This window comes from Amycolatopsis heterodermiae (assembly GCF_034929455.1).
Lineage (GTDB): Bacteria > Actinomycetota > Actinomycetes > Mycobacteriales > Pseudonocardiaceae > Amycolatopsis > Amycolatopsis heterodermiae.
In genome coordinates, this window is record NZ_JAYFSI010000001.1 from 1,663,989 (window position 1) to 1,689,197 (window position 25,209).

Sequence of the window (25,209 nt, forward strand, 5' to 3'; positions counted from 1 at the left end):
CGTTCGTGCCCAAACGGCCGGGCCGGAGCACGAACGGGCCGCTCGTGCTCCGGCGTCGCGAAAATCGGTCGCCTTCCCCGGGAAGTCGGCTTACCGTCAGGAATCGTGCTTTCCGCCACATATCCGTTTCCGCCGCTGCGGCTGCCCGCACGGCCGAGCGCGAGCCGCTTCCTGCTCGCCGTGTTCCGGGCCCGCCTCGGCACGGTGCTGGGCGCGGCCTCGATCGGTGTCGTGTGGGCGCTGCCCGGCGCCCTGCTGCCCCTGGTGATCGGCCAGGGCATCGGCGCCATCACCGCGCACGACGGGGCGGGAGTCTGGCGCTGGGCGCTGGCCGCGGCCGCGCTCGGGGTCGTGCAGACCCTGTCCGGGACCTGGCTCCACTTCGTCGACTACGCCCTGTGGATGCACGGCGCGGGCGCCACCCAGCGGGCCGTGTCGGCGCACACCACGCGCGTCGGCGCCGGCCTGCGCGAGAAGACCACCACCGGCAACCTCGTCGCGATCACCACCACCGACGTCAACCACATCGGCAACGCCACCGCGATGGGCGGCCGGGCGTTCGGTTCCATGCTGGCGTTCGTCGTGGTCGCGGCGTGGCTGATCTCGACGTCACCGCTGCTCGGCGTGATCGCGCTGGTCGGCGTGCCGCTCGCGGTGCTGGGCATCGGGCCGCTGCTCGCGCCGCTGCAGAAGCGCAAGGCGGCGCAGCGCGAGCAACGTGGTGACGTCAACGCGCTCGGCGCGGACATCGTGTCCGGCCTGCGGATCCTGCGGGGCATCGGCGGCGAACGCCGGTTCTTCGCCCGGTTCCACGAGGCGAGCCAGCGGGTCCGGGGCGCCGGTGTGGAGGTCGGCAAGGCCGAAGGCTGGCTGGCCGCGGCCGAGGTCGCGCTGCCGGGCCTCGTCACCGTGGTGATCACCTGGCTGGGCGCGCGGCTGGCCGTCGAGGGCTCGATCGGCATCGGGCAGCTGGTGGCGTTCTACGGCGTTTCGGCGTTCCTCATCTGGCCGGTCTCGACCGCGACGGAGGCGGTCGGGGCGATCACCTCCGCGCTGGTGGCGTCGCGGAAGGTGGTGGCGCTGCTGGCGCTGCGCCCGAAGCTGGCCGACCCGGAGACGCCGGTGCGGCTGCCCGACGGGCCGCTGGAGCTGGTCGACACCGAGTCCGGCGTGCGCGTCGCGGCCGGGCGGCTGACGGTCGTCGACTTCGGCGCCGACGGCGAGGCGGTGGCCGACAGGCTGGCCCGGTTCGCCGACGCCACCGACGGCGAGGAGGTGCTGATCGGCGGCGTCCGGGCGGACGAAGTCGCGCTCGCCGAGCTGCGACGGCGGATCGTCTACGCCCACAACCAGGACATCTGGTTCTCCGGTGTGCTGCGCGAGCAGCTCGCGCCGGCGCGACCGGGCGGCGTCAGCACCACCGAGGCGCTGTTCGCGGCGGACGCCGACGACATCGTCGAGGCGCTGCCCGACGGCGTCGACGAGGTGATCGGCGAACGCGGCCGCGAGGTGTCCGGCGGCCAGCGGCAGCGGCTGAACCTGGCCCGCGCGCTGGCGGCGGACGCGGACGTCCTGGTGCTCGACGAGCCGACGTCGGCGGTCGACGCGCACACGGAGGCCCGGATCACCGAGCGCGTCGCCGAGCTGAGGCGCGGCAAGACGACGGTGGTGTTCAGTCAAAGTCCACTGTGGACACACGTGGCCGACGAGGTCTGCACGGCGAAGGGGGTGACGGTGTGAAGCGGCTTCCCACGGCGTCCCGGCGGGACGTCCGCCGCTGGGCGCTGAAGACGGCGGCGGCCCACAAGCGCGAGTTCGGGCTGCTGCTCGGCGCGCTCTGCCTGTCCACGCTCATCGGGCTGGCCGGGCCGCAGCTGCTGGGCAAGCTGGTCGACGACGTCGCGTCGGGCACCACGACCGTCGAGGTCGACGTGCTCGCGGCGGTGTTCGTCGTGATCCTGCTGCTGCAGGCGGTGGCGCGGAAGATCGCGCGGCTGCGCGGGGCGGTGTTCGCCGAGCTGGTGCTGGCCGAGACCCGCGAGGAGTTCGTCGGGACGGCGTTGCAGCTGCCGCTCGGCACGGTCGAGGCGGCCGGCACCGGCGACCTGCTCAGCCGGGCCACGACCGACCTCGGCCGGATCGACCACGCGGCGCGGTTCGCGGCGCCGGAGATCCTGGTCGCGACGGTGACGGTGGTGCTCACGGTCGTCGCGATGGTGCTGACGTCGCCGCTGCTGGCGCTGGGCCTGCTGGTCGCGCTGCCGCTGCTGGTGAGCGTCAACGTCTGGTACCAGCGGCGCATCCCGGCGCGGATGCAGTGGATGCTGGACCGCTGGTCCGACCTGACGACCAGCGTCCACGAGACGGCGGAGGGCGCCCGGACGATCGAGGCGCTCGGGCTGACCGAACGCCGGGTCGCAGCGGCGCACGACGCGCTCGACCAGGGCATCCTCGGCGAACGCCGGATGCGGGCGCTGCAGATGCGGTGGCTGCCGTCGCTGGAGATCAGCTACGTGCTGCCGCTGGCGGTCATGCTGCCGCTCGGGCTGCTGGCCTACACGCAGGGCTGGGCCGGGCTGGGCGAGATCACCACCATGCTGCTGTACATGCAGGCGATGGCGGCCCCGCTCAACGAGGCGCTGTTCTGGCTGGAGGACCTGCAGGTCGCGGCGGCCGCGGCTCGCCGGATCCTGGGCATCCGCGAGGCGGCGGCCGAGGAGGCGCCGAAGGTGACGGAGGTGCCGCGCGGGCGTGACATCGACGTCCACGGCGTCCGGTTCGCCTACACCGCCGACCGCGAAGTGCTGCACGGCATCGACCTGCGTGTCCCGCGCGGGGAGCGGCTGGCGATCGTCGGGCCGTCCGGGGCGGGCAAGTCGACGCTCGGCCGGCTGCTGGCCGGCATCGCGACGCCGTCGTCGGGCTCGGTGCGGATCGGCGGCCAGGACGTCTCGGCGCTGGCGGACGACATCCTGCGCGGTGAGGTGCTGCTGCTGACCCAGGAGCACCACGTGTTCTCGGGGACGCTGCGGCAGAACCTGGCGCTCCCGGCGCGTCGCGCGGAGGGCGACTGGACGGACGACGAGCTGACGTCGGCCCTGGCGTCGGCGGGCGCGTCCGACTGGGTCGCGACGCTGCCGGACGGTCTCGACACGAAGATCGGCTCGGGCGCCCACCCGGTGCCGGCGTCGGTCGCGCAGCAGCTGGCGCTGGCCCGCGTCGTGCTGGCGGACCCGCACACGCTGGTGCTCGACGAGGCGACGTCGCTGCTGGACACGGGCTCGGCGCGCGACCTGGAGCGGTCGCTGAACCGCGTGCTGGCCGGGCGCACGGTGATCGCGATCGCCCACCGCCTGCACACGGCCGCGGCGGCCGACCGCGTCGCGGTGGTCGAGGACGGCCGCATCACGGAGCTGGGCCCGCACGCCTCGCTCCTGGCGGCCGGGGGTTCGTACGCCCGGCTGGTGGCGGCCGCGAGCTGAATTGCCCGCGGCTCAGGGTCGTGAGTGGGAACCGTGTTCCCACTCACGACCCTGAGCGAAGCTCAAGCCTTGATCAGCGCGTCCACCGCGCTGTAGAACATGCCGAGGCCGTCGTCCGACGGGCCGGTCAGCGCGTCGATCGCGTGCTCCGGGTGCGGCATCAGGCCGACGACCCGGCCGTTTTCGCTGCGGATGCCCGCGATGTCGTTGCGCGACCCGTTCGGGTTGCCGCCCACGTACCGGAACACGACGCGGCCCTCGGCCTCGAGCGCGTCCAAAGTGGACTGCTCGGCCACGTAGCAGCCGTCGATGTTCTTCATCGGGATGAGGATCTCGGCGCCCTGCTCGTACCGGGAGGTCCACGCCGTTTCGGTGTTCTCGACGCGCAGCCACTGGTCGCGGCAGATGAAGTGCAGGCCCTGGTTGCGGATCATCGCGCCCGGCAGCAGGCCGGCCTCGCAGAGGATCTGGAACCCGTTGCAGATGCCGAGCACCGGCATCCCGGCCCGCGCCGCTTCGATCACCGACGTCATGACCGGCGCGAACCGGGCGATCACGCCCGCGCGCAGGTAGTCGCCGTACGAGAAGCCACCCGGGACGACGACCGCGTCGACCCCGCGCAGGTCCTCGTCCGCGTGCCACAGGGACACCGCCTCGGCGTCGGCGTACGTGACCGCGCGGGCCGCGTCGCCGTCGTCGAGGGTGCCGGGGAAGGTGATGACGCCGATGCGCGCGCTCATGCGCCCACCCGGGTGATGGTCCACTGCTCGATCACCGGGTTCGCGAGGAAGCCTTCGGCGATCTTCTCGAGCGTCGCGTCGTCGACGGTGTCGTCGACCTCGATCTCGAAGTGCTTGCCCTGGCGGATCTCCTCGATTCCGGCGAAGCCGAGGCGGCCGAGGGCGCGAAGCGCGGCCTGTCCCTGCGGGTCGAGGATTTCGGGCTTCGGCATGACGTCGACGACGACTCGGGCCACGGCAGGCTGCTCCTTATTCACGCAGGTCGTGGGTACCCGGCGAGCATAGTTCACACGGTCGGCCCCCCTGGCGCCCAGGTGGCGAGGGCCACCGGAAAACCTAGACTGGCCGACGGCGCGGAGCTGCGCCATGATGAGTCGTTGACATCGCGCCAACAGCGAGTGGAGGCACCGTGGCCGTCCAGGACTCCTATGACTACGTGATCGTCGGTGCGGGCAGCGCCGGGTGCGTGCTGGCGAACCGGCTCACCGAGGATCCGTCGGCGCACGTCCTGCTGCTGGAGGCGGGCGGCGAGGACACCGCCGACGAAATCCACATCCCGGCCGCCTTCCCGTCGCTGTTCAAGACCCGGTGGGACTGGAACTACGAGACCGTCGAGCAGAAGCACACCGGCAAGCCGGCGTACTGGCCGCGCGGGAAGATGCTCGGCGGCTGCTCGTCGATCAACGCGATGCTCTACATCCGCGGCAACCGCGCCGACTACGACGGCTGGCGCGATTCCCACGGCGCCGAGGGCTGGGGCTGGGACGACGTCCTCCCGTACTTCAAGCGCGCCGAGGCCAACCAGCGGCACGGCGGGCCGCTGCACGGCACCGACGGGCCGCTGAACGTCGAGGACCGCCGGTTCACCCACGAGCTGTCGAGCGCCTGGGTCGACTCCGCCGTCGCGTGGGGCCTCAAGCGCACCGACGACTTCAACGGCGAGAGCCAGGAAGGCGCCGGCCTCTACCAGGTGACCTGCAAGAAGGGCCGCCGCTGGTCGACCGCCGACGCCTACCTGCGCCCGGCGATGGACCGGCCGAACCTCACGGTGAAGACCGGCGCGCAGGCCACCCGGATCGTGTTCGAGGGCACCCGCGCCGTCGGTGTGTCCTATTTGGACACCGGGGTCGAGCGCACTGCGCACGCGTCGGCCGAGGTGCTGCTCAGCGGCGGTGCGGTCAACTCGCCGCAGCTGCTGATGGTCTCCGGCGTCGGCCCCGCCGAGCACCTGCGCGAGCACGGCGTCGACGTCGTCGCCGCGCTGCCCGGCGTCGGCGAGAACCTGCACGACCACCCGGCGTGCGGGATCACCTGGTCCACCCGCGGCACCACCGACCTGGTCGACGCCGCGACGCCGGCCGGCCTCGTCCGCTACCAGCTGACCAAGCGCGGTCCGCTGACCTCGACCATCGCCGAGTCGGGCGCGTTCTTCCCGACCGGCGACGGCCTGCCCGCGCCGGACATGCAGATCCACGTCGCGCCGACGTTGTTCTACGACAACGGGTTGCGCGAGCCGACCGTGGCCGGGTTCACGTCCGCGGCCACCGTCGTCGACGTCGCCAGCCGCGGCCGGCTGCGGCTGAAGTCGGCGAATCCCTTGTGGAAGCCGGAAATCGACCCGGCGTACTACGCGGACTCGAAGGACATGGACGTGATGGTCGCCGGGCTGAAGGCGCTCGTCGAGATCGGTCGCGCCGGGCCGCTCACGAAGTTCCTGGACAAGCCGTTCCTGCCGGACCGGCACGACCTGACCGACGCCGAGTTCGCCGAGCACGTCCGCGAGAACAGCCAGACGCTGTACCACCCGGTCGGGACGTGCGCGATGGGCACGGGCGAGCAGGCGGTGGTGGACCCGCAGCTGCGGGTGCGCGGGGTCGAGGGGCTGCGGGTGGTGGACGCGTCGGTGATGCCGGTGGTGCCGCGCGGGAACACGAACGCGCCGACGATCATGGTGGCGGAGAAGGCGGCGGACCTGATCCGGGGGCGGTGACGTTGGGCTGCTGACCGTGGTGCCCTGGCTGGCGCCACGGTCGCGGCTGCTTTCGCTGCGGTCGTTTGGACTGGCGCTGCGGGCCTGATCAGGGCGGCCGCTGGTTTGGCTTGCGTTGATCAGCTGGCCGGTCGCGGAGTCGCGGAATTCGGGCCGCGCCAATCGCTGCCGCCGGTGCGGGTCGATCGAGTGGCCGCCGCGGCCCGATCACGTTTGGCGCCGGATCGGCTCGCGCGGATCAGCTACCCGGTCCCGGAGTCGCGGGACTCGTTCCGTGGATCGTGGCAACCGCAGCGGCGGCGCCGGTCGATCGAGGGCCACCGCGGATCGTGGCAACCGCAGCGAGCGGCCGCAGCACGATCACATCGGCTGGTGGTTCGGCTTGTGTGGTTCTACCGCGCCCAGCCGATCGGCGGCGGCCGGAATTGCGCGGGGTGGGCCGCGGCCCCCGGTATCCAGTTTACCGAGGGGGACCGACAGTTCCGGGGTTGTGGAGCTGGGTTGTCCACAACCCCGGGCCGGTCAGCGCTTGCCGTGGAGGATGGTCACCAGTTTGACCACCAGGGCGTCCGTGGATTCCTTGCGGGTGAACGACGTCAGGGTCAGCGGGGCCGTGAAGCGCTGGCGGGCGATGGCCTTCGTGCGGGCGAACTCGCGGAGGCCCTCCGGGCCGTGGATGCGGCCGAAGCCCGAGTCGCCGACTCCGCCGAACGGCAGGGACGCGATGCCCGCGAACGAGAGCGGGGCGTTGATCGACGTCATGCCCGTGCGCAGCTTCTCCGCCAGCTCGACGCCGCGGGACTTCGAGAAGACCGTCGAGCCCAGGCCGTACTTCGTGCTGTTCGCCTTGTCGATCGCTTCGTCCATGTCGCGGACCTTCGCGATCGTCACCGTCGGGCCGAACGTCTCCTCCGTGACCGCCTCGGAGTCCTCCGGGACGTCGATCAGGACCGTCGGCTGGGCGTAGCGGTCGCCGACGGACTCCTCGCCACCCAGCACCGCCTTGCCGCCGCGGGCCAGTGCGTCCTGGATGTGCCGCTTGATCACGCCCAGCTGCGACGGCATCGTCACCGGGCCGTACTGCGCGGCCTCGTCCGAACCCGCGCGCACGTCCTTCGACTTCTCGACGACCTTCGCGACGAACTCGTCGTGGACCTTCTCGTGGACGTACACCCGCTCGACGCCGATGCAGGTCTGGCCGGAGTTGGAGAACGCGCCCCAGACCGTCGCGTCGGCCGCGGCGTCGAGGTCGGCGTCCGCGTCGACCAGCACCGGGTCCTTGCCGCCCGCCTCGATGACGACCGGGGTCAGCGTCTCGGCGGCCGCGGCCATGATGCGCTTGCCGGTGGCCGTCGAGCCGGTGAAGGCGATCTTGTCGACGCCGGCGCCGACCAGGGCCGCGCCCGTCTCGCCGAAACCGGTGATCAGCTGGAGCACCGGCTGCTCCGGGACGACGTCGGCGAACGCGTCGACCAGCCACTTCCCGACGCCGGGGGTGTACTCGCTCGGCTTGAACACCACGGCGTTGCCCGCGGCGAGCGCGTACGCGATCGAGCCCAGCGGCGTGAACACCGGGTAGTTCCACGGGCCGATCACGCCGACGACGCCGAGCGGCTGGTACTCGACGGTGGCCGCCTGGTTCGACATCAGCAGCCCGGCCGAGCGCTTCTGCTTGCCGAGGACCTTCTTCGCGTGCTTGCCGGCCCACGCGATGTGCTCGATGGCCAGGACGCTCTCGAGCTGCGCGTCGGCGATCGGCTTGCCGGTCTCGTCGCGCACCACCTGGCACAGCTGGGCCAGCCGGCGGGTCAGCACGCCCTTCCAGGCGCGCAGCCGCTCCGCGCGCCCGGCGAAACCGAGGTCCGCCCACCACTGCGCCGCGACACGGGCCCGCGCGACGGCGGCCTGCACGTCTTCCGCGCTGTGCACGGGGTAGGTTCCGACGACCTCGTCGTTCGCCGGGCTCAGCGAGTCGAAGGTCTCGCCGAGGGACGTCGGCTTCGGCTGGACGGCAGTCATCGGCGTCTCCCGTAAGTTCGCGGTTCAGCCCAGGTTACGACGTTACTGACGTGGTGCCAATAGCGCCCGCGGGCTTCGCCACCAGCATTGCACCGGCGATGGCCGCAGCAAAGACACCGAACAGCGGCGCGAGCCACAACGGCAGGACGCCGACGGCCAGCGAGCCCAGCCCGAAGCCGCACGCCTGCACCGTGAACGACAGCGAGAACCCCGCCGACCTGCGGTTCTTCGGCAGCAGCCGCTGCAGGTTGACCGACGTCGCCGCCACGAGCGGGCCGGTGCACCCGCCGATCACGGCCACGGACGCGATCAGCCCCGGCCAGCCGAAGTCGCCCGCGAGGGCGAGTCCGCCGAGGACGAACCCGCCGAGGAACAGCCGCGGGTCGCCGGTCTTGCCGCGCCACGCGTAGAGCGCGCTGCCCAGGATGCTCGCGCCGCTCAGCACCACGATCACGATCGGCGCGGCCGTCTCCGGGGCGCCGAGCCGCTGGACGAGCGGCAGCGGCGCGACCTCGATCGTCGACAGCAGCAGCCCGACGGTGAACGCGCAGCACAGCCACGGCAGGTAACCGCCGGCCCCGGGAGACGGCGCCGAATCCACCCGTTCGCGCTCACCCCCGTGCCGCGGCACGAGCACGGCGGCGCACACGCAGGCGGCGGCCATCGCGACGAGCGGGACGAGCGAACCGGCCAGGTCGAGCAGCGCGACCAGCGCCGGACCGCCGATGAGCACCCCCTCCAGGAGCATCGCGTCGACGGAGATGGCCCGCGGCAGCAGGTCGTCGTCGACGGTGTCCGCGAGCAGCGTCCGGAACCCGCCGGACAACGCGCCCGCCGCGACGCCGGGCAGCAGGACCAGCGCGAGCAGCACGGCGTTCGGCGCGTCGGCGGAGGCGGCGAAGGCGAGCACCCCGAATCCGACGGCCGTCAGGAGCAGGAGCGCCGGCAGGCCGCGCGTGACGCCGACGCGGTCGATCAGCCGCCCGACCGGCACCGCGCCGGCCATCTCCGCGACGACGTAGACCGACATCAGCACGCCGCCAAGGCGGTACGAGCCGGTGGTGGCCGTGGTCAGCAGGGTGAACGCGAGCGGCGCCATGGTCGCCGGGAGCCGGGCGAGCTGGACGCCCGCCGACCAGCGCCAGTAGGCGCGATGGGTGAACAACGACATGTCAGCACGCTCTTACGGCGGCGGTTTGCGCCATACTGATTCGGGCACGAGCGAATCGTGAGGTCACCATGATCGAGCTGGTCCTGACCGCGGCCGGCAGCCAGCGCGTCCGCTTCGCGATCTCGCCGCTGGAAGAGGTGCTCGGCGCCGTCCAGACGCTGCTCGGCGTCCGCAGTCACCCGGCGCACCTGCCGTGGATCTCCGAAGCACCCGCGCTCGACGTCCCCGAGCTGGCGGCGGTCCTGAGCGCGCGGCACTACCTCACGGAGTTCCTCAGCCCGCCGCCCGAGGGGCCGGAGACGACGGCCGAAGCCCAGCTGCGCGTGGTCCGCGCGACCCCGCCGCACCAGGTCGCGCTGGAGCTGGCGATGGTCGACGCCGACCTTTCGCTGCTCCCCGCTGACCCGGCGGCCGCGCGGAACCTGCTGGCCGACCAGCTCGAAACCGTCTGGAACACGCTGCTGGCGCCGCAGTGGCCGAAGCTGCGCGAGCTCCTGGCGGCCGACATCGCGTACCGGACGCGGCTGCTCGGGTCCGGGGGCATCGCCGCGATGCTGGCCGGGCTCCACCCGCAGGTGCGGCTGACCGGGACGTCGGTGCTCGTCGACGTCCGGTCCGGCGAACGGCTCGAGATCGACTCCCGCGGGCTGCTGTTCATCCCGGCGGTGTTCGCGTGGCCGAACGTCGGGGTGATCACCGTGCCGCCGTGGCAGGTCTCGCTGCTCTACCCCGCTCGCGGCGTCGCGTCCCTGTGGGCGGCGGCCGCGGCGCCGCCGGAACCGCTGGCCGAGGTGCTCGGCCGGACGCGGGCGCTGCTGCTGGCGACCCTGGACGACCCCGCCGCGACGGCCGACCTCGCGCACCGCTTCGGGCTCGCCCCGGCGACGGTGTCGGCGCACCTGACGGCGTTGCGCGGGGCCGGGCTGCTGACGTCGGAGCGCACCGGGCACCGGGTCCTCTACCGGCGGACCGGACTCGGCGAGGCGTTGCTCCGCGGCGAACTCTGACTAGGCTGGAATCCTCCCACCCGAGAAGGAGATTCATCGATGCGTATCGTCCATTTCGGACACGCCTGCGTCCTGCTGGAGACCGGCTCCGAGCGGATCCTGATCGATCCCGGCGCGTTCTCCACGGACTTCGAGCGCGAGCGTGAGCTGTCCGCCGTGCTGATCACCCACCAGCACTTCGACCACCTCGACGTCGAGCGGCTGCCGAAGGTGCTCGAAGCCAATCCCGGCGCGAAGCTGATCGTCGACCCCGGTTCCGTCGAAGCCGTCGAAAAGCTGGGGGTCGAGTTCGACATCGCCAACGTCGGTGACGCGTTCGCGGTCGGCGACACCTCGATCAAGGCCGTTGGCGGCGAGCACGCCGTGATCCACAGCGACATCCCGACGATCCCGAACATCGGGTACGTCTTCGACGACGGCGCGTTCTTCCACCCCGGCGACTCGTTCTTCGTGCCCGAGCAGAAGATCGACGTCCTCGGCCTGCCGACCGGCGCGCCGTGGCTCAAGGCCGGCGAAGCGGTCGACTACCTGCGTGCGGTGGCGCCGCGGCTCGCCGTGCCGATCCACGAAGCCGTGCTGGCCAACCCGGCCCTGCACTACGGCCTGTTCGGGAACCTCGCGCCGGAAGGCACCGAGGTGAAGGTGCTCGACCGCGCGGAGCCGGTGAAGCTCTGACCCTTCGCCGCCACCCGCGGCTCCTTACGCGGCGACCGTGCGCAGCGAGCCGTAGGTCGCGCCGAACGCGCGGTTCTCCAGGGCGACGTCGACCGCGTCGAGCAGCGCCTGGCGGAGGCCGGGGCGGGTGAGGTCGGTGGCGTCGACGCCGAGCCGGACCAGCCCGCCCTTCTTCGCCGCCCGCGCGGAAGCCAGCACCAGCGCGAAACAGCGGACCGTCTCGGTGCGCTGCGACTGGCTGGTGAACTCCTGGACGCGGGCGCGGCGCACCTCGCCGGTGACGAGGTCGCGCACCGCGCCGAGGTCCGCGCACAGGCGGAAGCCGTGCTCGGACAGGGCCTGCAGCGTGCCCTGGGACGCGATCCAGCGCGGCGGCGCGAAGCCGTCGACACCCAGGCCGGCGGCGTCCAGCGCGGCCTTCGCGGCGATCAGCCGCAGCCGGGCCTCGTGCGCCGGGAGCGTCGCGAACTCGGCCTTCTTGCCCAGGTACACCGTGCGGTGCGTGGGCGTGACGACGTGGTCGTACCCGTGCAGCAGCACGGAATCACCGAGGCGGGCGCGGGTGCGCACCCACTCGGTCACCGGGCCTTCGCCGGTGCGAGCGGCGTACAGCACGGAGAGCGGTACTTTGCGGCGGTCGAGCTCGGCCGCGAGATCGGCGCACCGGTGCAGCGTGCGCGGGGTGATGCCCGACAGCGAAACCAGCAACTGAGCGTCCACCCCATCATTGGGACGCACGCGTCTGACCGGCCCGTGAACTGCGCAGAACGGGCGGGCGTCGGTTGCCGGAAGGGTCAGACGCCCTCGCGCAGGCGCTGCACGGCCACGGCGATGCGGCCGCGCAGGTCGGGGTCGGCGACCTGGCCGTCGGCGACCACCGCGCGGGAAACGGGGATCCGCGCGCAGGCCTCGTCGACGATCTTGGCGCCCGCGTACGTCAGCACCTTGCGCAGCGAGTCGTGCGCGTCGCGGCCGCCGGTCGGCGCCGCGACGGACGACGCGTTGATCCAGGCGACCGGCTTGCCGTAGATCTCGCCACCGCCGACCGTCCAGTCGAGCAGGTTCTTGAACGAACCCGGCAGGCCGCCGGCGTACTCCGGGGTGCAGATCAACACCGCGTCGGCGTCCTTGATCGCCGCCCGCAGCCCCGCGACGGCGGGGTGCAGCGGGTCGCGGTCGTCATCGGGGTTGAAGTGCGGGAGTTCGCCGAGCCCGGTGAACGTCGTGGTCTCCGTGAGGGTCGCGGCGGTCCCCAGTACCGCCGCATTGCCCGAGCCTGCTCGCAGGCTGCCGCAGATCAGCAGGATCACGCGGCCAGTCTGCCAGGCACAGCCCGGTGATGCGGTGATATGCCTCGATGTAGCGGTCGCGCGTGGCCGTCACCACCTCCGGCGGCAACGGCGGCAGCTGGGACACGCAGTCCCAGCCGGACGCCGGGCCGACCAGCCAGTCACGCACGTGCTGCTTGTCGAACGACGGCCGCGGACGACCGGGCCGGTGGCCGTCGGCGAGCCAGTAGCGCGCCGAATCCGGGGTCAGCACCTCGTCGGCCAGCACCAGGCCGCCGTGCTTGCCGATGCCGAACTCGAACTTCGTGTCCGCCAGCAGCAGGCCCTGCTCCGCGGCCCGCGCGGCGCCACGGCGGTACAGCTCGAGCGACGCCTCCCGGACCTCTTCGGCGAGCGCGCGGCCGAGGATCGAAACGAACGTGCCGAAGTCGATGTTCTCGTCGGGCTCGCCGGGACGGGCCTTGGTCGACGGCGTGAAGATCGGCTCGGGCAGCCGGGCCGATTCGGTGATCCCGCGCGGCAGCTCGAGCCCGCACACGGCGCCGTCACGGCGGTAGTCGGCGTACCCGCGGCCGGTGAGGTGACCGCGGACGACGGCTTCGACCGGCAGCATCTCGAGCCGCTCGACCAGCATCGCCCGACCACGGACCGTGTCCGGAATCGCGGGCCCGTCGCACGCGACGAGGTGGTTCGGCAGGACGTCCGCGAGCTCGCCGAACCAGAAGACGCTCATCGCCGTGAGCACCCGGCCCTTGTCGGGGACGGGTGTGGCAAATACACGCTCAAATGCGGAAATGCGGTCGGAAGCAACGATCAGGAGCCGGTCGTCACCCGCGTCGTAGAGGTCGCGGACCTTGCCGGTGACGAGCTTGGGGTGTCTGGGGAGGGGTGTCACGGGCTGAACCCTAACGGGCACGCTCCGCCACCGAGGATGATGCTGCACATGGCGCTGACATGGGTCTCGATGACGACCGACTACGGGCTGCGCGACGGCTTCGTGGCGGCCTGCCACGGGGTGATCGCGCGACTGGCGCCCGCCGTGCGCGTCATCGACGTGACGCACGAAGTCCCGCCCCAGGACGTCCGGCACGGGGCCATGGCGCTGGCGCAGACGGTGCCGTTCCTGCCGGAGGCCGTGCACGTCGCCGTGGTCGACCCGGGGGTCGGCACGGCGCGGCTCGGCGTGGTCGTCGTCACCGACGGCGGAGTGCTGGTAGGGCCGGACAACGGCCTGCTGCTGCCGGCCGCGCACGCGCTCGGCGGGGTGCGGGCCGCGTACGAGCTGGCCGAGCCGTCGCTGCGGCTGCCCGTGACGTCGGCCACTTTCCACGGCCGGGACGTCTTCGCGCCCGCGGCCGCGCACCTTGCACTGGCGGTCTTGCCTTCCGCATTCGGCAACGCCGTCGAGACGCTGGTGGAGTTGCCCGAGCCGTTCGTGGCGGCGTTCCCCGGCAAGCTGGTGTCAGAGGTGCTGACGGTCGACCACTTCGGCAACGTCCAGCTCGCCGCGACCCCCGCCGATCTCGAGCTGAGCGGCCTGACCGGCGCGGTTTCGGTGCACAGCGAGCGGGTCGCAGTGACCACGGCGGTCGGGCGGACGTTCGCGGACGTGCCCGCAGGGGCGAGCGTGCTCTACACCGATTCGGCCGGCCGGCTCGCCGTCGCCATCAACGGCGGTTCGGCGGCCGCGGTGCTCGGGCTGGGCCCGGCCCAGGAGTGCACGATCACCTCGTCGCCGACGGCCACCTGACCCGGCCGGAGGACAGCGGCCTTCATGCCGAACACCACCCCGCCGTCCGGGTGACGGCGGTAGCCGGCGAGCGTGCGGATCGGCTCGGGACCGGCCTTCGCGCCGGTCTCCTGGTCGACCATCGGCACCGTGCAGCGCACGCATTGCTTGGCGTACCCGAACTTCGCGGTGCCGGCGGACATCACCCGGACGTCGTCCTCGCGGTGCGGCTCGGGCCAGCCGGAGAGGATGACGTTGGGCCGGAAGCGATCCATGGGCACGGGCTCGCCGCCTCGTTCGAAGATCCGGGCGTTCAGATCGTCCAAAGAGGACTCCGAGGCGAGCAGCAGCGCGTGGCCGTCGGCGAACGCGGCCGTGCCCGGCGTCTCACCGCTGGTGACGCGCTCGTGGTCCGGCGCGACGCCGACCAGCACCGAGGGCAGGCCGAGGAGGTCCGAGAACCACTCCGCGGCTTCGGTGCCCTGGTGGACGCCGTCACCGTGCCAGGAGAAGGTCGACGCCGGGTGCCGCGGGCCGTCGCGGCTGATGTCGAGGACGAGGTCTTCGACACCCGGCGCGGACAGCGTGAGCCGGCCGTCGAGGACCCGCGGCCGCACCGCGGCCAGCAGCGGATAACGCCGCTGGCTGCGGAAGTCACCGTCCGGCGCGACGACCTGGAAGACCCGGTCGTGCACCAGCCCGGCGGGCCCGACCTCGGCGACCGGCACCGACGTGCCGGCACAGCCCTTGACGGGGTAGTAGGTCAGCCGCGCGATCCTCGCCATGCCTCGCAGGCTACCGGCGCCCCCGCGGCCGCCGCGCCATCTTTACGCAGCTCCGGTGTCAGAGCACCTGCGAGAGGAAGCGCTGCAGGCGGGGGCTCTCCGGCTCGTCGAAGAGCTGGGCCGGTGGGCCCTGCTCCACGATCCTGCCCGCGTCCATGAACGCGACCTCGTCGGCGACGCTGCGGGCGAAGCCCATCTCGTGGGTGACCACGATCAGCGTCAGGCCGCGCTCGGCCAGGCCCGCCATCAGCGTCAGCACGCCCTTGACCAGCTCCGGGTCGAGGGCGCTCGTGGCCTCGTCGAAGAGCATCACCTCGGGCTCCATCGCCAGGGCCCGCGCGATCGCGACGCGCTGCTGCTGGCCGCCCGAGAGGGCGCTCGGCCGGTACGGCGCCTTGTCGGCCAGTCCGACGTCCGCCAGCCGGGCGCGGGCGATCGCCGACGCCTCCTCCTTGCTCAGCTTCTTCACGCTGCGCAGCGGCAGCACGATGTTGTCCAGCACGCTCCGGTGGCCGAAGAGGTTGAAGTGCTGGAACACCATGCCGACCCGCTGGCGCAGCGCATCCGGGTCGGCCTTGATCACGGACTCGCCGTCGAGCAGCAGGTCGCCGGAGTCGGGCTCCTGCAGGCGGTTCACGCACCGCAGGAGCGTCGACTTGCCCGAGCCGGACGGCCCGATCACGCAGGTCGTCTTGCCGCTCGGCACCTTCAGGTCGACCCCGCGCAGGACTTCCAGCGTGCCGAAGCTGACGTGGATGTCCCGCAGTTCCACACTGGACGAACGCACCGCTGTCGTCGTCACCACGCGCTCACCCTTCCGCCGGGACCGATCTCCACCGGGTCGCCTTCGTCCGGCTCGTCGGCCCGGACCTTGCGCCCGGTCCGGAGCTTCTTGTCGATGTAGTTCACCAGGTGCGTCAGCGGCACGGTGATGACCAGGTAGACGAACCCGGCGGCGACCAGCGGCGACAGGTTGCCGGTGTTGGCCGCGAGGTCCTGCCCGATCCGGAACAGCTCGCGCTGCTCGGAGAGCAAGCCGAGGAAGTACACCAGGCTGGAGTCCTTGACCAGCGAAATGAACTGGTTGACCAGGGCGGGCAGCACCCGCCGCACGCCCTGCGGGATGACGACGAGCAGCATCGCCTTGCTGTAGCTCATCCCGAGCGCGCGGCTGGCCTCCAACTGTCCTTTTTCGACACTCTGGATGCCGGCCCGGAAGATCTCGCCGATGTAGGCGGCGGCGATCAGGCTCAGCGCCAGGATGCCCAGCGGGTACGGGTTGGTGCCGACGACGTCCCGCGCGAGCGTGCCGAGCCCCTGGCCGATCACGAGGATGGTCAGGATCGCCGGCAGGCCGCGGAAGATGTCGGTGTACACCCGGGCCGGCCAGCGCAGCCACGCCTTGGTGGACAGGCCCATCACCGCGACGACCATGCCGAGCACGGTGCCGATCACCGCGGAGGTGAAGGCCAGGATCAGCGTGTTGAGCAGGCCGGTCTTCAGCAGGTCCGGGAAGACCTGCCAGATGTACTCCCAGTCGAGGAAGGTGCTGAAGAACTGGTCCATCGCGGTGCTACTGCCCCGCCTTGAACTCCGCCGGCACCGGCGCGGTGGGCTCGAACCGGTCGTGCACCTTGACCCAGGTGCCGTCCGCGATGACCTTCTTCAGGCCGTCGTTGACCTTGCCGATCAGGTCGTCGTTGCCCTTCTTGAAGGCGAACCCGTGCGGGATGGTCGTGGTGATCGCCTTGGTCACCTTGAGCTTCGCGTCCGGGTTGTTCTTGGCGTAGTCCTCGGCGGTGGCCTGGTCGAACACGGCGCCGTCGACCGCGCTGGTCTTGAGCGCGGCCAGTGCGGCGGCGTCGTTCGGGAACCGGACGGCCTGCGCGGTCGGCGCGTTCGTGCCGAGCCAGGTGTCCGACACCGTGCCCTGGACGACCCCGATCCGCTTGCCCGCCAACGAGTTCTCGTCGGTGATGCCCGCGGTCTCCTTGGCCTCGATGCCGAGGGACTGGTAGTTGTACGGCGCCGAGAAGTCGACGGTCTTCTTGCGGGCGTCGGTCTGCGAGATCGCCGAGCTGCCGATGTCGAAGGTGCCGTTCGCGACCTGGCCGAGCAGGGCGGAGAAGTCCGTCGCGACGAACTCGAGCTTGAGGCCTTCCTTCTGCGCGATGGCCTTGAGGAGCTCGTTGTCGAAGCCGGTGAAGGTGCCGTTCTCCTGGTAGGCGTTCGGCTTGGAGTCGCTCAGCGTGCCGACGCGCAGGGTCTTGTCACCGCCGCTGCTGCCCGAGCCGCCGCCGCACGCCGTGAGCGCGGCCAGCAGCGTGGCCACGACCGCCGTGACCAGTGTCTTCTTCATGGTTCTCCTAACCCTGGAACCCGGCCGGCACCGGAGCGGTCGGCAGGAACTGCTGGTGCAGCTTAAGCCAGGTGCCGTCGGAGATCACCTGCTTGAGCCCGGTGTCGATCTTGCCGAGCAGTTCGGTGTTGCCCTTCTTGACCGCGAAGCCGTGCGGCACGTCCGTGACGAAGCTCTTCACGACGACCAGCTTGGCGTCCGGGTTGTCGGTGACGTTCTTCTCGGCGATGCTCTGGTCCAGGATGTACGCGTCGACGGCGCCGGTCTTCAACGCGGTCAGCGCGGCGGCGTAGTCCGGGAAGCGCACGGCCTGCGCGGCCGGCACTGTGGTGCCGAGCCAGTGGTCGCCGACGGTCGCCTGGATGACGGCGACCCGCTTGCCCGCCAAGGCTTTCTCGTCGGTGACCGGCGTGCCCTGCTTGGCCTGGATGCTCATGGTCTCGAAGTCGTAGGCCGCCGAGAAGTCGACGGTCTTCTTCCGCTCGTCGGTCTGCGCGATCGCCGAGCTGGCGATGTCGTAACGACCCGACGCGACCTGCCCGAGCAGCGCGGAGAAGTCCGTCGCGGCGAACTCCAGCTTCAGGTTCTGCTTGGCCGCGATGGCCTTGAGCAGCTCGTTGTCGAAGCCGGTGTAGTTGCCGCCGGAGAGGAAGATGTTCGGCGGCGCGTCGCTCAGGGTCCCCACGCGCAACGTCGAGGAAGCGCTGTCCGAGCCGCTGCCGCACGCGGTGAGCGTGAGGGCCGCGACCAGAGCCGTGACGATCAGCTTCTTCATGTCACGCCCCCAGGTTCTTCACGGGCAGGCCGGGGCCACCCTGCTGCAGTTCCTTCGACAACGGCGTCGTCTTGTAGAACTGGCCGTAGATGCGGGCCACCGAGCCGTCCGCGATGGCCTTGGCCAGGCCGTCGTTCAGCTTCTTCAGCAGGTCCGGGTTGGTCTTGGCCACCGCGAAGGCCGACGGCGTGTCCTTGTCCTCGACGGTGTACCCGAGCTCCAGCGGCACCGCGGGGTTCTGGTCCAGGTACTTCTGGCCGATGTCCTGCGGCACGACCCAGCCGTCCAGCGTGCCGTTCTTCAGCTGCGCGAAACCCGCGTTGTAGTCGGGAAAGCGGACGACCTGCGCGCCGGCGGTCTTGCCGGCGAACTCGTCCTGCACCGAGCCCTGGACGACGCCAAGCCGCTTGCCCGCGAACGCCGCCGGGTCCTTGAGGTTCGCGCCCTTCTTCGTCACGATCGTGGTGAAGCCGGTGTTGTAGCCGTTGGAGAACGAGACCGTCTTCTTGCGCGCCTCGGTGCTCGAGATCGTCGAGCTGCCGATGTCGAACTTGCCCGTCGCGACGCCGGCCAGCAGGCCGGAGAACTCGGTGCCGACGAACTCGACCTCGAAGCCTTCACGCTTCGCGATGTCGCGCAGCAGCTCGTTGTCGTAGCCGGTGAACCGGCCGTTCTCCAGGTAGATCGACGGCGGGGCGTCGCTCAGCGTGCCGACGCGCAGGGTCGTGCTCGCCCCCGCGTCGGAGCTGCCGCAGGCGGCGAGGGTCAACGTCAGCGCGCCCGCGGTGAGGGCGGCGGCGATTCTGGACAGCGTGGATCTCATCGCTTCTTCCATGGTGAGGGCATGCGCTTCGCAGCGCTCCGTGGGTCAGCGATCGAGATTAGGGATTTCGCCCGTTCGTGTGGCTTTGTTCCAGTCCGTGGACTCGTGCGTCAGCTCACAGGATCGGCTGGGGCGCGTAGCCCGCCGCTTCCGGGAAGCGCTCGAGGATCCGCGTGACGCGCTCGGCCACCTGCGAGACCTGACGCCCGGCCGTGCCGGTGAACGAGATCCGGTCGGCGAGCAGCTTGTCCAGCTCACCGCGGTCGAGCGGGATGCGGCTGTCGGCCGCGAACCGGTCGAGCAGGTCGTTCTCCGCGCGGCCTTCGCGCATCTCCAGCGCGACGGCGACGGAGTGCTCCTTGATGGCTTCGTGGGCCGTCTCACGTCCGACACCCGCGCGGACCGACGCCATGAGCACCTTGGTCGTGGTGAGGAACGGCAGGTAGCGATCGAGCTCACGCTCGATGACGGCCGGGAAGGCGCCGAACTCGGCCAGCACCGTGAGGAACGTCTCCAGCAGGCCGTCGAGCGCGAAGAACGCGTCCGGCAGCGCGACCCGGCGGACGACGGAGTCGGAGACGTCCCCCTCGTTCCACTGGTCGCCGGCCAGCTCGCCGATCATCGACAGGTACCCGCGCAGCACGACGGCGAGGCCGTTGACGCGCTCGCAGGAACGGGTGTTCATCTTGTGCGGCATGGCGGACGAGCCGACCTGGCCGGGCTTGAAGCCCTCGGTGACCAGCTCGTGGCCTGCCATCAGCCGGATCGTCTTGGCCAGGCTGGACGGCGCCGCCGCGACCTGGACCACAGTGGACAGCACGTCGAAGTCGAGCGAGCGCGGGTAGACCTGGCCGACGCTGACGAATCGACGGCCGAACCCGAGGTGCTGCATCACACGGTCTTCGAGATCGTCCAAAGTGGACTCATCGCCGAGCAGGTCGAGCATGTCCTGCGCGGTGCCGACCGGGCCCTTGATGCCGCGCAGCGGGTAGCGGCCGATGAGGTTGTCGAGCCGCTCGAAGGCGACCAGCAGCTCGTCGGCGGCCGTGGCGAACCGCTTGCCGAGGGTGGTGGCCTGCGCGGCGACGTTGTGCGAGCGCCCGGCCATCACGGTGTCGGCGTGCTCGACGGCGAGCGCGGCCAGCCGGGCCAGCACGGCGGCGACGCGGGTGCGGACCAGCTCCAGCGAACGGAGCTGCTGCAGCTGCTCGACGTTCTCGGTGAGGTCACGCGAGGTCATGCCCTTGTGGATGTGCTCCTGGCCGGCGAGGTCGCTGAACTCCTCGATGCGGGCCTTGACGTCGTGACGGGTGACACGCTCCCGGGCCGCGATCGACTCGAGGTCGACCTGGCCGACGACGCGCTCGTAGTCCTCGACGACGCCGTCGGGCACGTCGACGCCGAGGTCCTTCTGCGCGCGGAGGACGGCGAGCCAGAGCTGGCGCTCCAGCACGACCTTGTACTCCGGCGACCAGAGCGAGACCAGCTCCGGCGAGGCGTAGCGGGCGGCGAGCACGTTGGGAATGCGGGGCTTGTCCGTCACGCCCTCACGATACCTGCGCAGGTCAGACGAGGGTCGCGCGGATCGTGAGGGCGGTCGAGGCCCCCGGTTCCAGCGTCGTCAGCGGGCCGAGGACCTCCAGCTCGACGATCCGCGCCGGCGGGTCCAGGTCGCCCAGGGAAGCCAGCGGTGACGGGAGTGGGTGCTCCAGCCAGACCTCCAGCGGGGAGCCCCCGTCCGGGTAGTCGCCAGCCGGGTCGACGTCGAAGGAGAGCGTCAAGGCGCCGTAGGAAACCCAGCCCGCGGTGCCCGGCACACCCAGCTTGCCGACGACGTCCTGCGGCGGCACGAGCAGCCGGTCACCGTCCACTGTGTACTCCGGTGTGCCCGTCCCGGCGACCAGCGCGACGACGTCGGGGCGGCTGAGTCCCGCGGTGACCGCGCCACCGCCGGGGAGCTGGGTCACGTTCCACAACGCCCAGCGGACCTCACGCGACGAGACGTTCTCCGCGCGCAGGTCCAGCCGGTAGCCGTCGTCGAGGATCGTGATCGCCCTCGTGAACCGCAGGCCGGTGCGCGGGTCCGGGGCGCTGGTCATGGTGACCGTGTCGCCGTCGGCGGCCACGGAGTACGGGCCGGAGTCCAGCACCGGGTCCGGCGGGCCCGCCCACTCGTCCGGGCCGGACCAGCCCTGCGGCGCGGGCCACGTCTTGTCGCCGCCGTAGTTGACCCAGTCGCCCATCCGGCCGGAGTTCGGGACGTAGTCGCCAAGCAGGTCGTCACCGAGCAGCGACGCGTTCCGCCAGAGCAGCTCGGCACCGCGGTGGCGCACCGACAGCAGCCGGCCGCCCAGCTCCGGCACCAGGCCGAGCCGCAGGTCGCCGCGCTCGAGCCAGGTCACCATTCGGCGAGGCCGCCGTCGTCGTGGCGCCACACCGGCGAGCGCCAGGCGTGCCCGATCTCGGCGGCGCGGCGGACGGCGGCTTCGTCGACCTCGATGCCGAGGCCGGGCCCGAGCGGGCGGGCCGCGTACCCGTCCTGGAAGGTGAAGATCGACGGGTCGACGAGGTAGGCGTGCTCGCTGCCCTCGTGGTAGTGCATGCCGACGCTCTGTTCCTGGATCAGGAAGTTCGGCGTCGCGAACGCGACCTGCAGCGACGCCGCCAGCGAAATCGGCCCGAGCGGGCAGTGGGGTGCGAGCGAAGCACCGTACATCTCGGCCAGCGCGCCGATCCGCCGCAGCTCGGAGATGCCGCCGGCGTGCGACGGGTCCGGCTGCAGGACCGCGACCCCGGCGTCGAGCACCGGCTTGAACTCCCAGCGCGAGTACAGCCGCTCGCCGACCGCGATCGGCACGGTCGACGCCTCGACGACCGAGCGCAGCGCGCCGCCCTGCGTCTCCGGCAGGATCGGCTCCTCGACGAACATCGGCTGGACGTCTTCGAGGAGCTTGACCAGCCGCCGCGCCATCGCGGGTGAGACGCGGCCGTGGAAGTCGATCGCGAGGTCGCGGTCCGGGCCGAGGGCCTCCCGCGCCTCCCACGCGCGCGCCACCGCCGCGTCGGCTTCCCGCGGGGACGCGATCGCCGTCAGCGGCCCGGCGACGTTCATCTTCACCGCCGTGAAACCCGCCTCGACCTGCGCGGTCACCGCTTCGCGGATGCCCGAGGGCCGGTCGCCGCCGACCCAGCTGTAGACCCGGACGCGGTCGCGGACCGGGCCGCCGAGCAGCTCGTGCACCGGGGCGTTGCGGACCTTGCCGGCGATGTCCCACAGCGCGTGGTCGAACCCGGCCAGGGCACTCGAAAGCACCGGCCCGCCGCGGTAGAACCCGCCGCGGCGCAGCACCTGCCAGTGGTCCTCGATGCGCAGCGGGTCCTGGCCGATGAGCAGCTCGGACAGCTCGTGGACGGCCGCGCGCACGGTCTCCGCGCGGCCCTCGACGACGGGCTCGCCCCAGCCGCTGATGCCCTCGTCGGTGCTCACCTTGAGGAACAGCCAGCGCGGCGCCACCAGAAACGTTTCAATGCCGGTGATCTTCACCCGTGTCCCCCATCTACGCGGAATCCTTGGCGGCCGACCAGCCGCCGTCGACGGTCAGCTCGGCCCCGGTGACGAACGACGCGGCGTCCGAGAGCAGGAAGGCGATCACGTCCGCCACCTCCTCCGGCTTGCCGAGCCGCCCGGCCGGCGTCGCGCGGGCACTGCGCTCGCGGTCCTCGGGCGAGATGCGGTTCCAGGCCTCGGTCAGCACCGGCCCCGGCAGCACGGAGTTGACCCGCACGTCCGGGGCGTATTCGACGGCCAGCTGCCGGGCCAGCGCGACCAGCGCGCCCTTGCTCGCGGCGTACGCGGGGTGACCCGGCAGGCCGAAGTGCGCGTGCACCGACGAGACGAGCACGACCGCGCCGCCCCGGGCCCGCAGCGAGGGCAGGCAGGCCTTCAGGGCCAGGTACGTGCCGGTCAGGTTGACGTCGAGCTGCCGCTGCCACTGCGTGCGGTCGATCTCGTGCAGCGGGCCGACGCTGGGCACGTAGGCGTTGCTGACCAGGGCGTCCACCTCGCCGATGGCCGCCCAGGTCGCCTCGTCGGTGACGTCGCCCCGGACCGGGGTGACGCCGCCGGGGAGTTCGGCGATGTCCACGCCGAGCACGCGGTAGCCGTCGTCGAGCAGTTTCAGGGCCGTTGCCGCCCCGATCCCGGACGCCGCACCGGTCACCACCGCTGTCCGCGCAGACATCGCCTCTCCCGTTCCTAGAACTTCGCTACGTGCACATGGTCGTCCGGCCCGCGGGCCGCGAACCACAACGACGCGCCGTCGGATGCCGCGCCGAGGGTTCCCACGATGCTCCCGCTCGGGTACTCCGGCCGTTTGAACCAGCCCGCCCAGGTGCCGGACCACTCGTTGGCCCACAGTGAGTAGTCGCTCGCGGACGCGGTGAGCGCGACCTTCGCGCCGACGGCGACGAGCGTCGGGCTGCTGCTGACCGTGCCGCCGATGCCCGTCCAGTCCGACCACGTGGTGCCGGTCCTCGTGCGCGTCCAGACGCTGTCGTCGGCGGTGCGGACCGCGACGACCGTGCCGCTCGTGGACGTCGCCGCGCCGGGACGGCCGTAGATCGGCTTGCCGCCGGGCGCACCGAGACCGGACCACTGACCGGCACTGGTCCGCTGCCAGACCTGGCCGTCGGCGCCGCGCGCGAAGAGCGTGCCGTCGCTGGTGACGGACGGCGAATCGGTGAGCGTGCCGCCGAGCCGCTTCCAGTCGCCCCAGCGGCCCTTCGCGTAAGTGCGCTGGTAGGCCGCGTTGTCGAGGCCGCGGACGTAGACGTCGATGCCGTTCGGACCGGCGACCGCGGCGGGCTGGCCGAGGAACTTGCCCCCGACCTGACGCGGCCCGTCGAGGCCCTTGACCTGCAGGGAGCCGTCGCGGTCCCGGAAGAACGTCACCGTCTTGCCGCCGGTGCGGACGATCGCCGGGCTGGCGGAGGCGTCGCCGCCGAGGTCGTCACCGGGGACGAGGTCGGTGCCGTGCAGGCGCAGGAACGCCGTGCCGTGCGCGGGCACGGTCACCGTGTACGAGCCGGTCGTGCTGCCCCGGTCGGCGCGGGCGCGCAGGTCGCGGACGGACACCCGGCCCTTGAGCCCGGCGTCGGCGAAGTTCAGCGTCATCTGCGTCGGCGTCTCACCGCGGTTGAGCAGGACGACCGCGCGGTCGCCGTCGCGGGAGAGGACCTTGCTGTAGGTGTCGGTGCTGCCGTTCGTCGCGACGCGGACGCCCTGGATGCCGAGGCGGTCCTGGTTGACGCCCACGATCTCCGGGTTCTTCAGCGTGCTGATCATCGACGCGGGCAGCGTGCGCGGGTCCGAGCCGAGGATCAGCGGGGAGGCCATCTCCGCCCACATGACGAACTGGGTGGTCGACTCCTCCTCGTTCAGCTCGTAGGTGCCCTGCTCGGTCTTGCGCATCGGGATCAGGTAGTCGGGGTCGTTGTAGTGCCCCGGCCCGTTCGCCTCGGGGTGCGCGGCGTTGGCGTCCATGTTGCGCAGGACGTCGGTCCAGATCCCCTCGTACGGCGTGCCGAACGCGATGTCCGTGCTGGTGCGCCACGAGTCGGCGACGAGCGGGCCGTAGCTGTAGGCGATGCCGGCGACCTGGTCCGGTCCGTGCGGGGTGCCCCACTCGTCGGTGACCGGGTTGCAGACGTTGAGCACCATCGGCCGCCCCGCCTTGGCGAGGGCCTTGCTGAACTGGGAGAACGCGTCGGCGGGCTTGAGGTTCTGGGCGATGCCGCAGAGGAAGTCGACCTTGACGGCGTCGAACTTCCAGCTCGCGAAGCGCTTGGTGTCCTGCTCGTAGTGGCCGCCGGAGCCGGCCGCGCAGTTCTTGCCGTCCGACGCCCCCGCGTCGGTGTAGATGCCGGCCTTGAGCCCGCGGGCGTGCAGGTAGTTGACCAAAGTGGACAGTCCACTCGGGAACTTGGCCGGGTCCGCGAGGAGGTTGCCGCTCTTGTCGCGCGGGTCGGGCGCGGTCCAGCCGCCGTCGATCCAGACGTAGCGGTAGCCGGCGTCACGCAGGCCGCTCGTGACGAGGAAGTCCCCGACGGACTTGACCGACGCCTCGCTCGGCGCACCCAGGCCGTAGTAGGTGTTCCAGCCCATGTACGGGGTCTTGGCGACCCCGCTGTCGTAGTAGTCGGGAGCGCCTTGGTCCGCGGCCGGTGTTGCCTGTGCGGGGATCGCGATCGCGGTGAGCGCGGCGGCAGCCGCTGCTACGACCGCTAGGGATCTCTTCAGGAGCATGTTGCTGGACACCCTTCTCCGATGAAACAGCGTCAGCTAGCCGGGGAGCAGCATGCCGGGG

General features: G+C 71.6%; 24 protein-coding genes. 6 read left to right on the top strand and 18 right to left on the bottom strand.

From position 1 onward, the window contains the following. The first annotated feature begins 105 nt into the window (after positions 1–105). Both VA596_RS08175 and VA596_RS08180 read left to right on the top strand, forming a co-directional pair. Complete coding sequence (locus VA596_RS08175; RefSeq protein ID WP_323324706.1) at positions 106–1,740, top strand: ABC transporter ATP-binding protein; 1,635 nt, start codon at positions 106–108, stop codon at positions 1,738–1,740. Then, positions 1,737–3,482, top strand: a complete 1,746-nt coding sequence (locus VA596_RS08180; RefSeq protein ID WP_323324707.1) for an ABC transporter ATP-binding protein — start codon at positions 1,737–1,739, stop codon at positions 3,480–3,482. Before VA596_RS08175 ends, VA596_RS08180 begins: the two co-directional genes overlap by 4 nt. Positions 3,483–3,544: 62 nt before the next feature. On the opposite strand, the gene purQ is transcribed toward VA596_RS08180, so the two are convergent. Both purQ and purS read right to left on the bottom strand, forming a co-directional pair. After that, complete coding sequence (purQ, locus tag VA596_RS08185) at positions 3,545–4,222, bottom strand: phosphoribosylformylglycinamidine synthase subunit PurQ (RefSeq protein ID WP_323324708.1); 678 nt, start codon at positions 4,220–4,222, stop codon at positions 3,545–3,547. Further along, a complete protein-coding gene (purS, locus tag VA596_RS08190; protein WP_323324709.1) occupies positions 4,219–4,458 on the bottom strand; it encodes a phosphoribosylformylglycinamidine synthase subunit PurS in 240 nt (79 codons plus the stop codon). Before purS ends, purQ begins: the two co-directional genes overlap by 4 nt. 173 nt (positions 4,459–4,631) lie before the next feature. On the opposite strand from purS, the gene VA596_RS08195 reads away from it, so the two are divergent. Continuing rightward, a complete protein-coding gene (locus VA596_RS08195) occupies positions 4,632–6,212 on the top strand; it encodes a GMC family oxidoreductase (RefSeq protein WP_323324710.1) in 1,581 nt (526 codons plus the stop codon). 522 nt (positions 6,213–6,734) lie between these two features. On the opposite strand, the gene VA596_RS08200 is transcribed toward VA596_RS08195, so the two are convergent. Together VA596_RS08200 and VA596_RS08205 are read right to left on the bottom strand one after the other, a co-directional pair. Further along, positions 6,735–8,231 carry an aldehyde dehydrogenase family protein gene (locus VA596_RS08200; protein WP_323324711.1) on the bottom strand — a complete coding sequence of 499 codons (1,497 nt, stop codon included), beginning with the start codon at positions 8,229–8,231 and terminating at the stop codon, positions 6,735–6,737. A gap of 34 nt (positions 8,232–8,265) precedes the next feature. Next, complete coding sequence (locus VA596_RS08205) at positions 8,266–9,402, bottom strand: MFS transporter (RefSeq protein WP_323324712.1); 1,137 nt, start codon at positions 9,400–9,402, stop codon at positions 8,266–8,268. A 68-nt stretch (positions 9,403–9,470) separates the two neighbouring features. On the opposite strand from VA596_RS08205, the gene VA596_RS08210 reads away from it, so the two are divergent. Together VA596_RS08210 and VA596_RS08215 are read left to right on the top strand one after the other, a co-directional pair. Beyond that, positions 9,471–10,409 (top strand): DUF5937 family protein, encoded by a 939-nt coding sequence (locus VA596_RS08210; RefSeq protein ID WP_323324713.1) that lies wholly within the window; start codon positions 9,471–9,473, stop codon positions 10,407–10,409. 39 nt (positions 10,410–10,448) lie between these two features. Further along, positions 10,449–11,084, top strand: coding sequence for an MBL fold metallo-hydrolase (locus VA596_RS08215; protein WP_323324714.1), 636 nt, complete (start codon positions 10,449–10,451; stop codon positions 11,082–11,084). A 24-nt stretch (positions 11,085–11,108) separates the two neighbouring features. On the opposite strand, the gene VA596_RS08220 is transcribed toward VA596_RS08215, so the two are convergent. The 3 genes from VA596_RS08220 to VA596_RS08230 all read right to left on the bottom strand — a co-directional run bounded on the left by VA596_RS08220 (position 11,109) and on the right by VA596_RS08230 (position 13,268). Next, positions 11,109–11,804, bottom strand: a complete 696-nt coding sequence (locus VA596_RS08220; RefSeq protein WP_323324715.1) for a DUF2334 domain-containing protein — start codon at positions 11,802–11,804, stop codon at positions 11,109–11,111. 74 nt (positions 11,805–11,878) lie between these two features. Next, complete coding sequence (locus VA596_RS08225; RefSeq protein WP_323325715.1) at positions 11,879–12,370, bottom strand: NADPH-dependent FMN reductase; 492 nt, start codon at positions 12,368–12,370, stop codon at positions 11,879–11,881. Continuing rightward, on the bottom strand, positions 12,264–13,268 hold the full coding sequence (locus VA596_RS08230; RefSeq protein WP_323324716.1) for a phosphoribosylaminoimidazolesuccinocarboxamide synthase: 1,005 nt from the start codon (positions 13,266–13,268) through the stop codon (positions 12,264–12,266). Before VA596_RS08230 ends, VA596_RS08225 begins: the two co-directional genes overlap by 107 nt. Before the next feature lie 48 nt (positions 13,269–13,316). On the opposite strand from VA596_RS08230, the gene VA596_RS08235 reads away from it, so the two are divergent. Then, positions 13,317–14,123 (top strand): SAM hydrolase/SAM-dependent halogenase family protein, encoded by an 807-nt coding sequence (locus tag VA596_RS08235; protein WP_323324717.1) that lies wholly within the window; start codon positions 13,317–13,319, stop codon positions 14,121–14,123. On the opposite strand, the gene VA596_RS08240 is transcribed toward VA596_RS08235, so the two are convergent. The 11 genes from VA596_RS08240 to VA596_RS08290 form a co-directional block, all read right to left on the bottom strand. Then, positions 14,006–14,887 (bottom strand): MOSC domain-containing protein, encoded by an 882-nt coding sequence (locus VA596_RS08240; protein ID WP_323324718.1) that lies wholly within the window; start codon positions 14,885–14,887, stop codon positions 14,006–14,008. The genes VA596_RS08235 and VA596_RS08240 overlap by 118 nt on opposite strands. Positions 14,888–14,945: 58 nt before the next feature. Next, the gene (locus tag VA596_RS08245) at positions 14,946–15,689 is read right to left on the bottom strand and encodes an amino acid ABC transporter ATP-binding protein (RefSeq protein WP_323324719.1); all 744 of its coding nucleotides are present in this window, start codon (positions 15,687–15,689) and stop codon (positions 14,946–14,948) included. Further along, positions 15,686–16,453, bottom strand: a complete 768-nt coding sequence (locus tag VA596_RS08250) for an amino acid ABC transporter permease (protein WP_323324720.1) — start codon at positions 16,451–16,453, stop codon at positions 15,686–15,688. Before VA596_RS08250 ends, VA596_RS08245 begins: the two co-directional genes overlap by 4 nt. Positions 16,454–16,460: 7 nt before the next feature. Further along, on the bottom strand, positions 16,461–17,246 hold the full coding sequence (locus tag VA596_RS08255; protein ID WP_323324721.1) for an ABC transporter substrate-binding protein: 786 nt from the start codon (positions 17,244–17,246) through the stop codon (positions 16,461–16,463). A gap of 7 nt (positions 17,247–17,253) precedes the next feature. Further along, positions 17,254–18,021, bottom strand: coding sequence for an ABC transporter substrate-binding protein (locus tag VA596_RS08260; protein ID WP_323324722.1), 768 nt, complete (start codon positions 18,019–18,021; stop codon positions 17,254–17,256). A 1-nt stretch (position 18,022) separates the two neighbouring features. After that, the gene (locus VA596_RS08265) at positions 18,023–18,844 is read right to left on the bottom strand and encodes a substrate-binding periplasmic protein (protein WP_323324723.1); all 822 of its coding nucleotides are present in this window, start codon (positions 18,842–18,844) and stop codon (positions 18,023–18,025) included. A 115-nt stretch (positions 18,845–18,959) separates the two neighbouring features. Continuing rightward, the gene (gene purB, locus VA596_RS08270; protein ID WP_323324724.1) at positions 18,960–20,387 is read right to left on the bottom strand and encodes an adenylosuccinate lyase; all 1,428 of its coding nucleotides are present in this window, start codon (positions 20,385–20,387) and stop codon (positions 18,960–18,962) included. Between the two features lie 22 nt (positions 20,388–20,409). Then, a complete protein-coding gene (locus tag VA596_RS08275; protein ID WP_323324725.1) occupies positions 20,410–21,249 on the bottom strand; it encodes a DUF4380 domain-containing protein in 840 nt (279 codons plus the stop codon). Next, positions 21,243–22,388, bottom strand: coding sequence for a galactonate dehydratase (dgoD, locus tag VA596_RS08280; protein WP_323324726.1), 1,146 nt, complete (start codon positions 22,386–22,388; stop codon positions 21,243–21,245). The genes VA596_RS08275 and dgoD overlap by 7 nt, the downstream gene beginning before the upstream one ends. 13 nt (positions 22,389–22,401) lie before the next feature. Then, positions 22,402–23,085 carry an SDR family NAD(P)-dependent oxidoreductase gene (locus VA596_RS08285; RefSeq protein WP_323324727.1) on the bottom strand — a complete coding sequence of 228 codons (684 nt, stop codon included), beginning with the start codon at positions 23,083–23,085 and terminating at the stop codon, positions 22,402–22,404. A 14-nt stretch (positions 23,086–23,099) separates the two neighbouring features. After that, positions 23,100–25,148 carry a hypothetical protein gene (locus tag VA596_RS08290; protein ID WP_323324728.1) on the bottom strand — a complete coding sequence of 683 codons (2,049 nt, stop codon included), beginning with the start codon at positions 25,146–25,148 and terminating at the stop codon, positions 23,100–23,102. Positions 25,149–25,209 lie beyond the last annotated feature (61 nt).

Coding starts and splice junctions, on each gene's coding strand:
- purQ (WP_323324708.1), bottom strand. CDS start 4,222: ATGAGCGCGCGCATCGGCGTCATCACCTTCCCCGGCACCCTCGACGAC.
- VA596_RS08200 (WP_323324711.1), bottom strand. CDS start 8,231: ATGACTGCCGTCCAGCCGAAGCCGACGTCCCTCGGCGAGACCTTCGAC.
- VA596_RS08205 (WP_323324712.1), bottom strand. CDS start 9,402: ATGTCGTTGTTCACCCATCGCGCCTACTGGCGCTGGTCGGCGGGCGTC.
- VA596_RS08210 (WP_323324713.1), top strand. CDS start 9,471: ATGATCGAGCTGGTCCTGACCGCGGCCGGCAGCCAGCGCGTCCGCTTC.
- VA596_RS08215 (WP_323324714.1), top strand. CDS start 10,449: ATGCGTATCGTCCATTTCGGACACGCCTGCGTCCTGCTGGAGACCGGC.
- VA596_RS08235 (WP_323324717.1), top strand. CDS start 13,317: ATGGCGCTGACATGGGTCTCGATGACGACCGACTACGGGCTGCGCGAC.
- VA596_RS08240 (WP_323324718.1), bottom strand. CDS start 14,887: ATGGCGAGGATCGCGCGGCTGACCTACTACCCCGTCAAGGGCTGTGCC.
- VA596_RS08250 (WP_323324720.1), bottom strand. CDS start 16,453: ATGGACCAGTTCTTCAGCACCTTCCTCGACTGGGAGTACATCTGGCAG.
- VA596_RS08255 (WP_323324721.1), bottom strand. CDS start 17,246: ATGAAGAAGACACTGGTCACGGCGGTCGTGGCCACGCTGCTGGCCGCG.
- VA596_RS08260 (WP_323324722.1), bottom strand. CDS start 18,021: ATGAAGAAGCTGATCGTCACGGCTCTGGTCGCGGCCCTCACGCTCACC.
- VA596_RS08265 (WP_323324723.1), bottom strand. CDS start 18,844: ATGAGATCCACGCTGTCCAGAATCGCCGCCGCCCTCACCGCGGGCGCG.
- VA596_RS08275 (WP_323324725.1), bottom strand. CDS start 21,249: ATGGTGACCTGGCTCGAGCGCGGCGACCTGCGGCTCGGCCTGGTGCCG.
- VA596_RS08285 (WP_323324727.1), bottom strand. CDS start 23,085: ATGTCTGCGCGGACAGCGGTGGTGACCGGTGCGGCGTCCGGGATCGGG.
- VA596_RS08290 (WP_323324728.1), bottom strand. CDS start 25,148: ATGCTCCTGAAGAGATCCCTAGCGGTCGTAGCAGCGGCTGCCGCCGCG.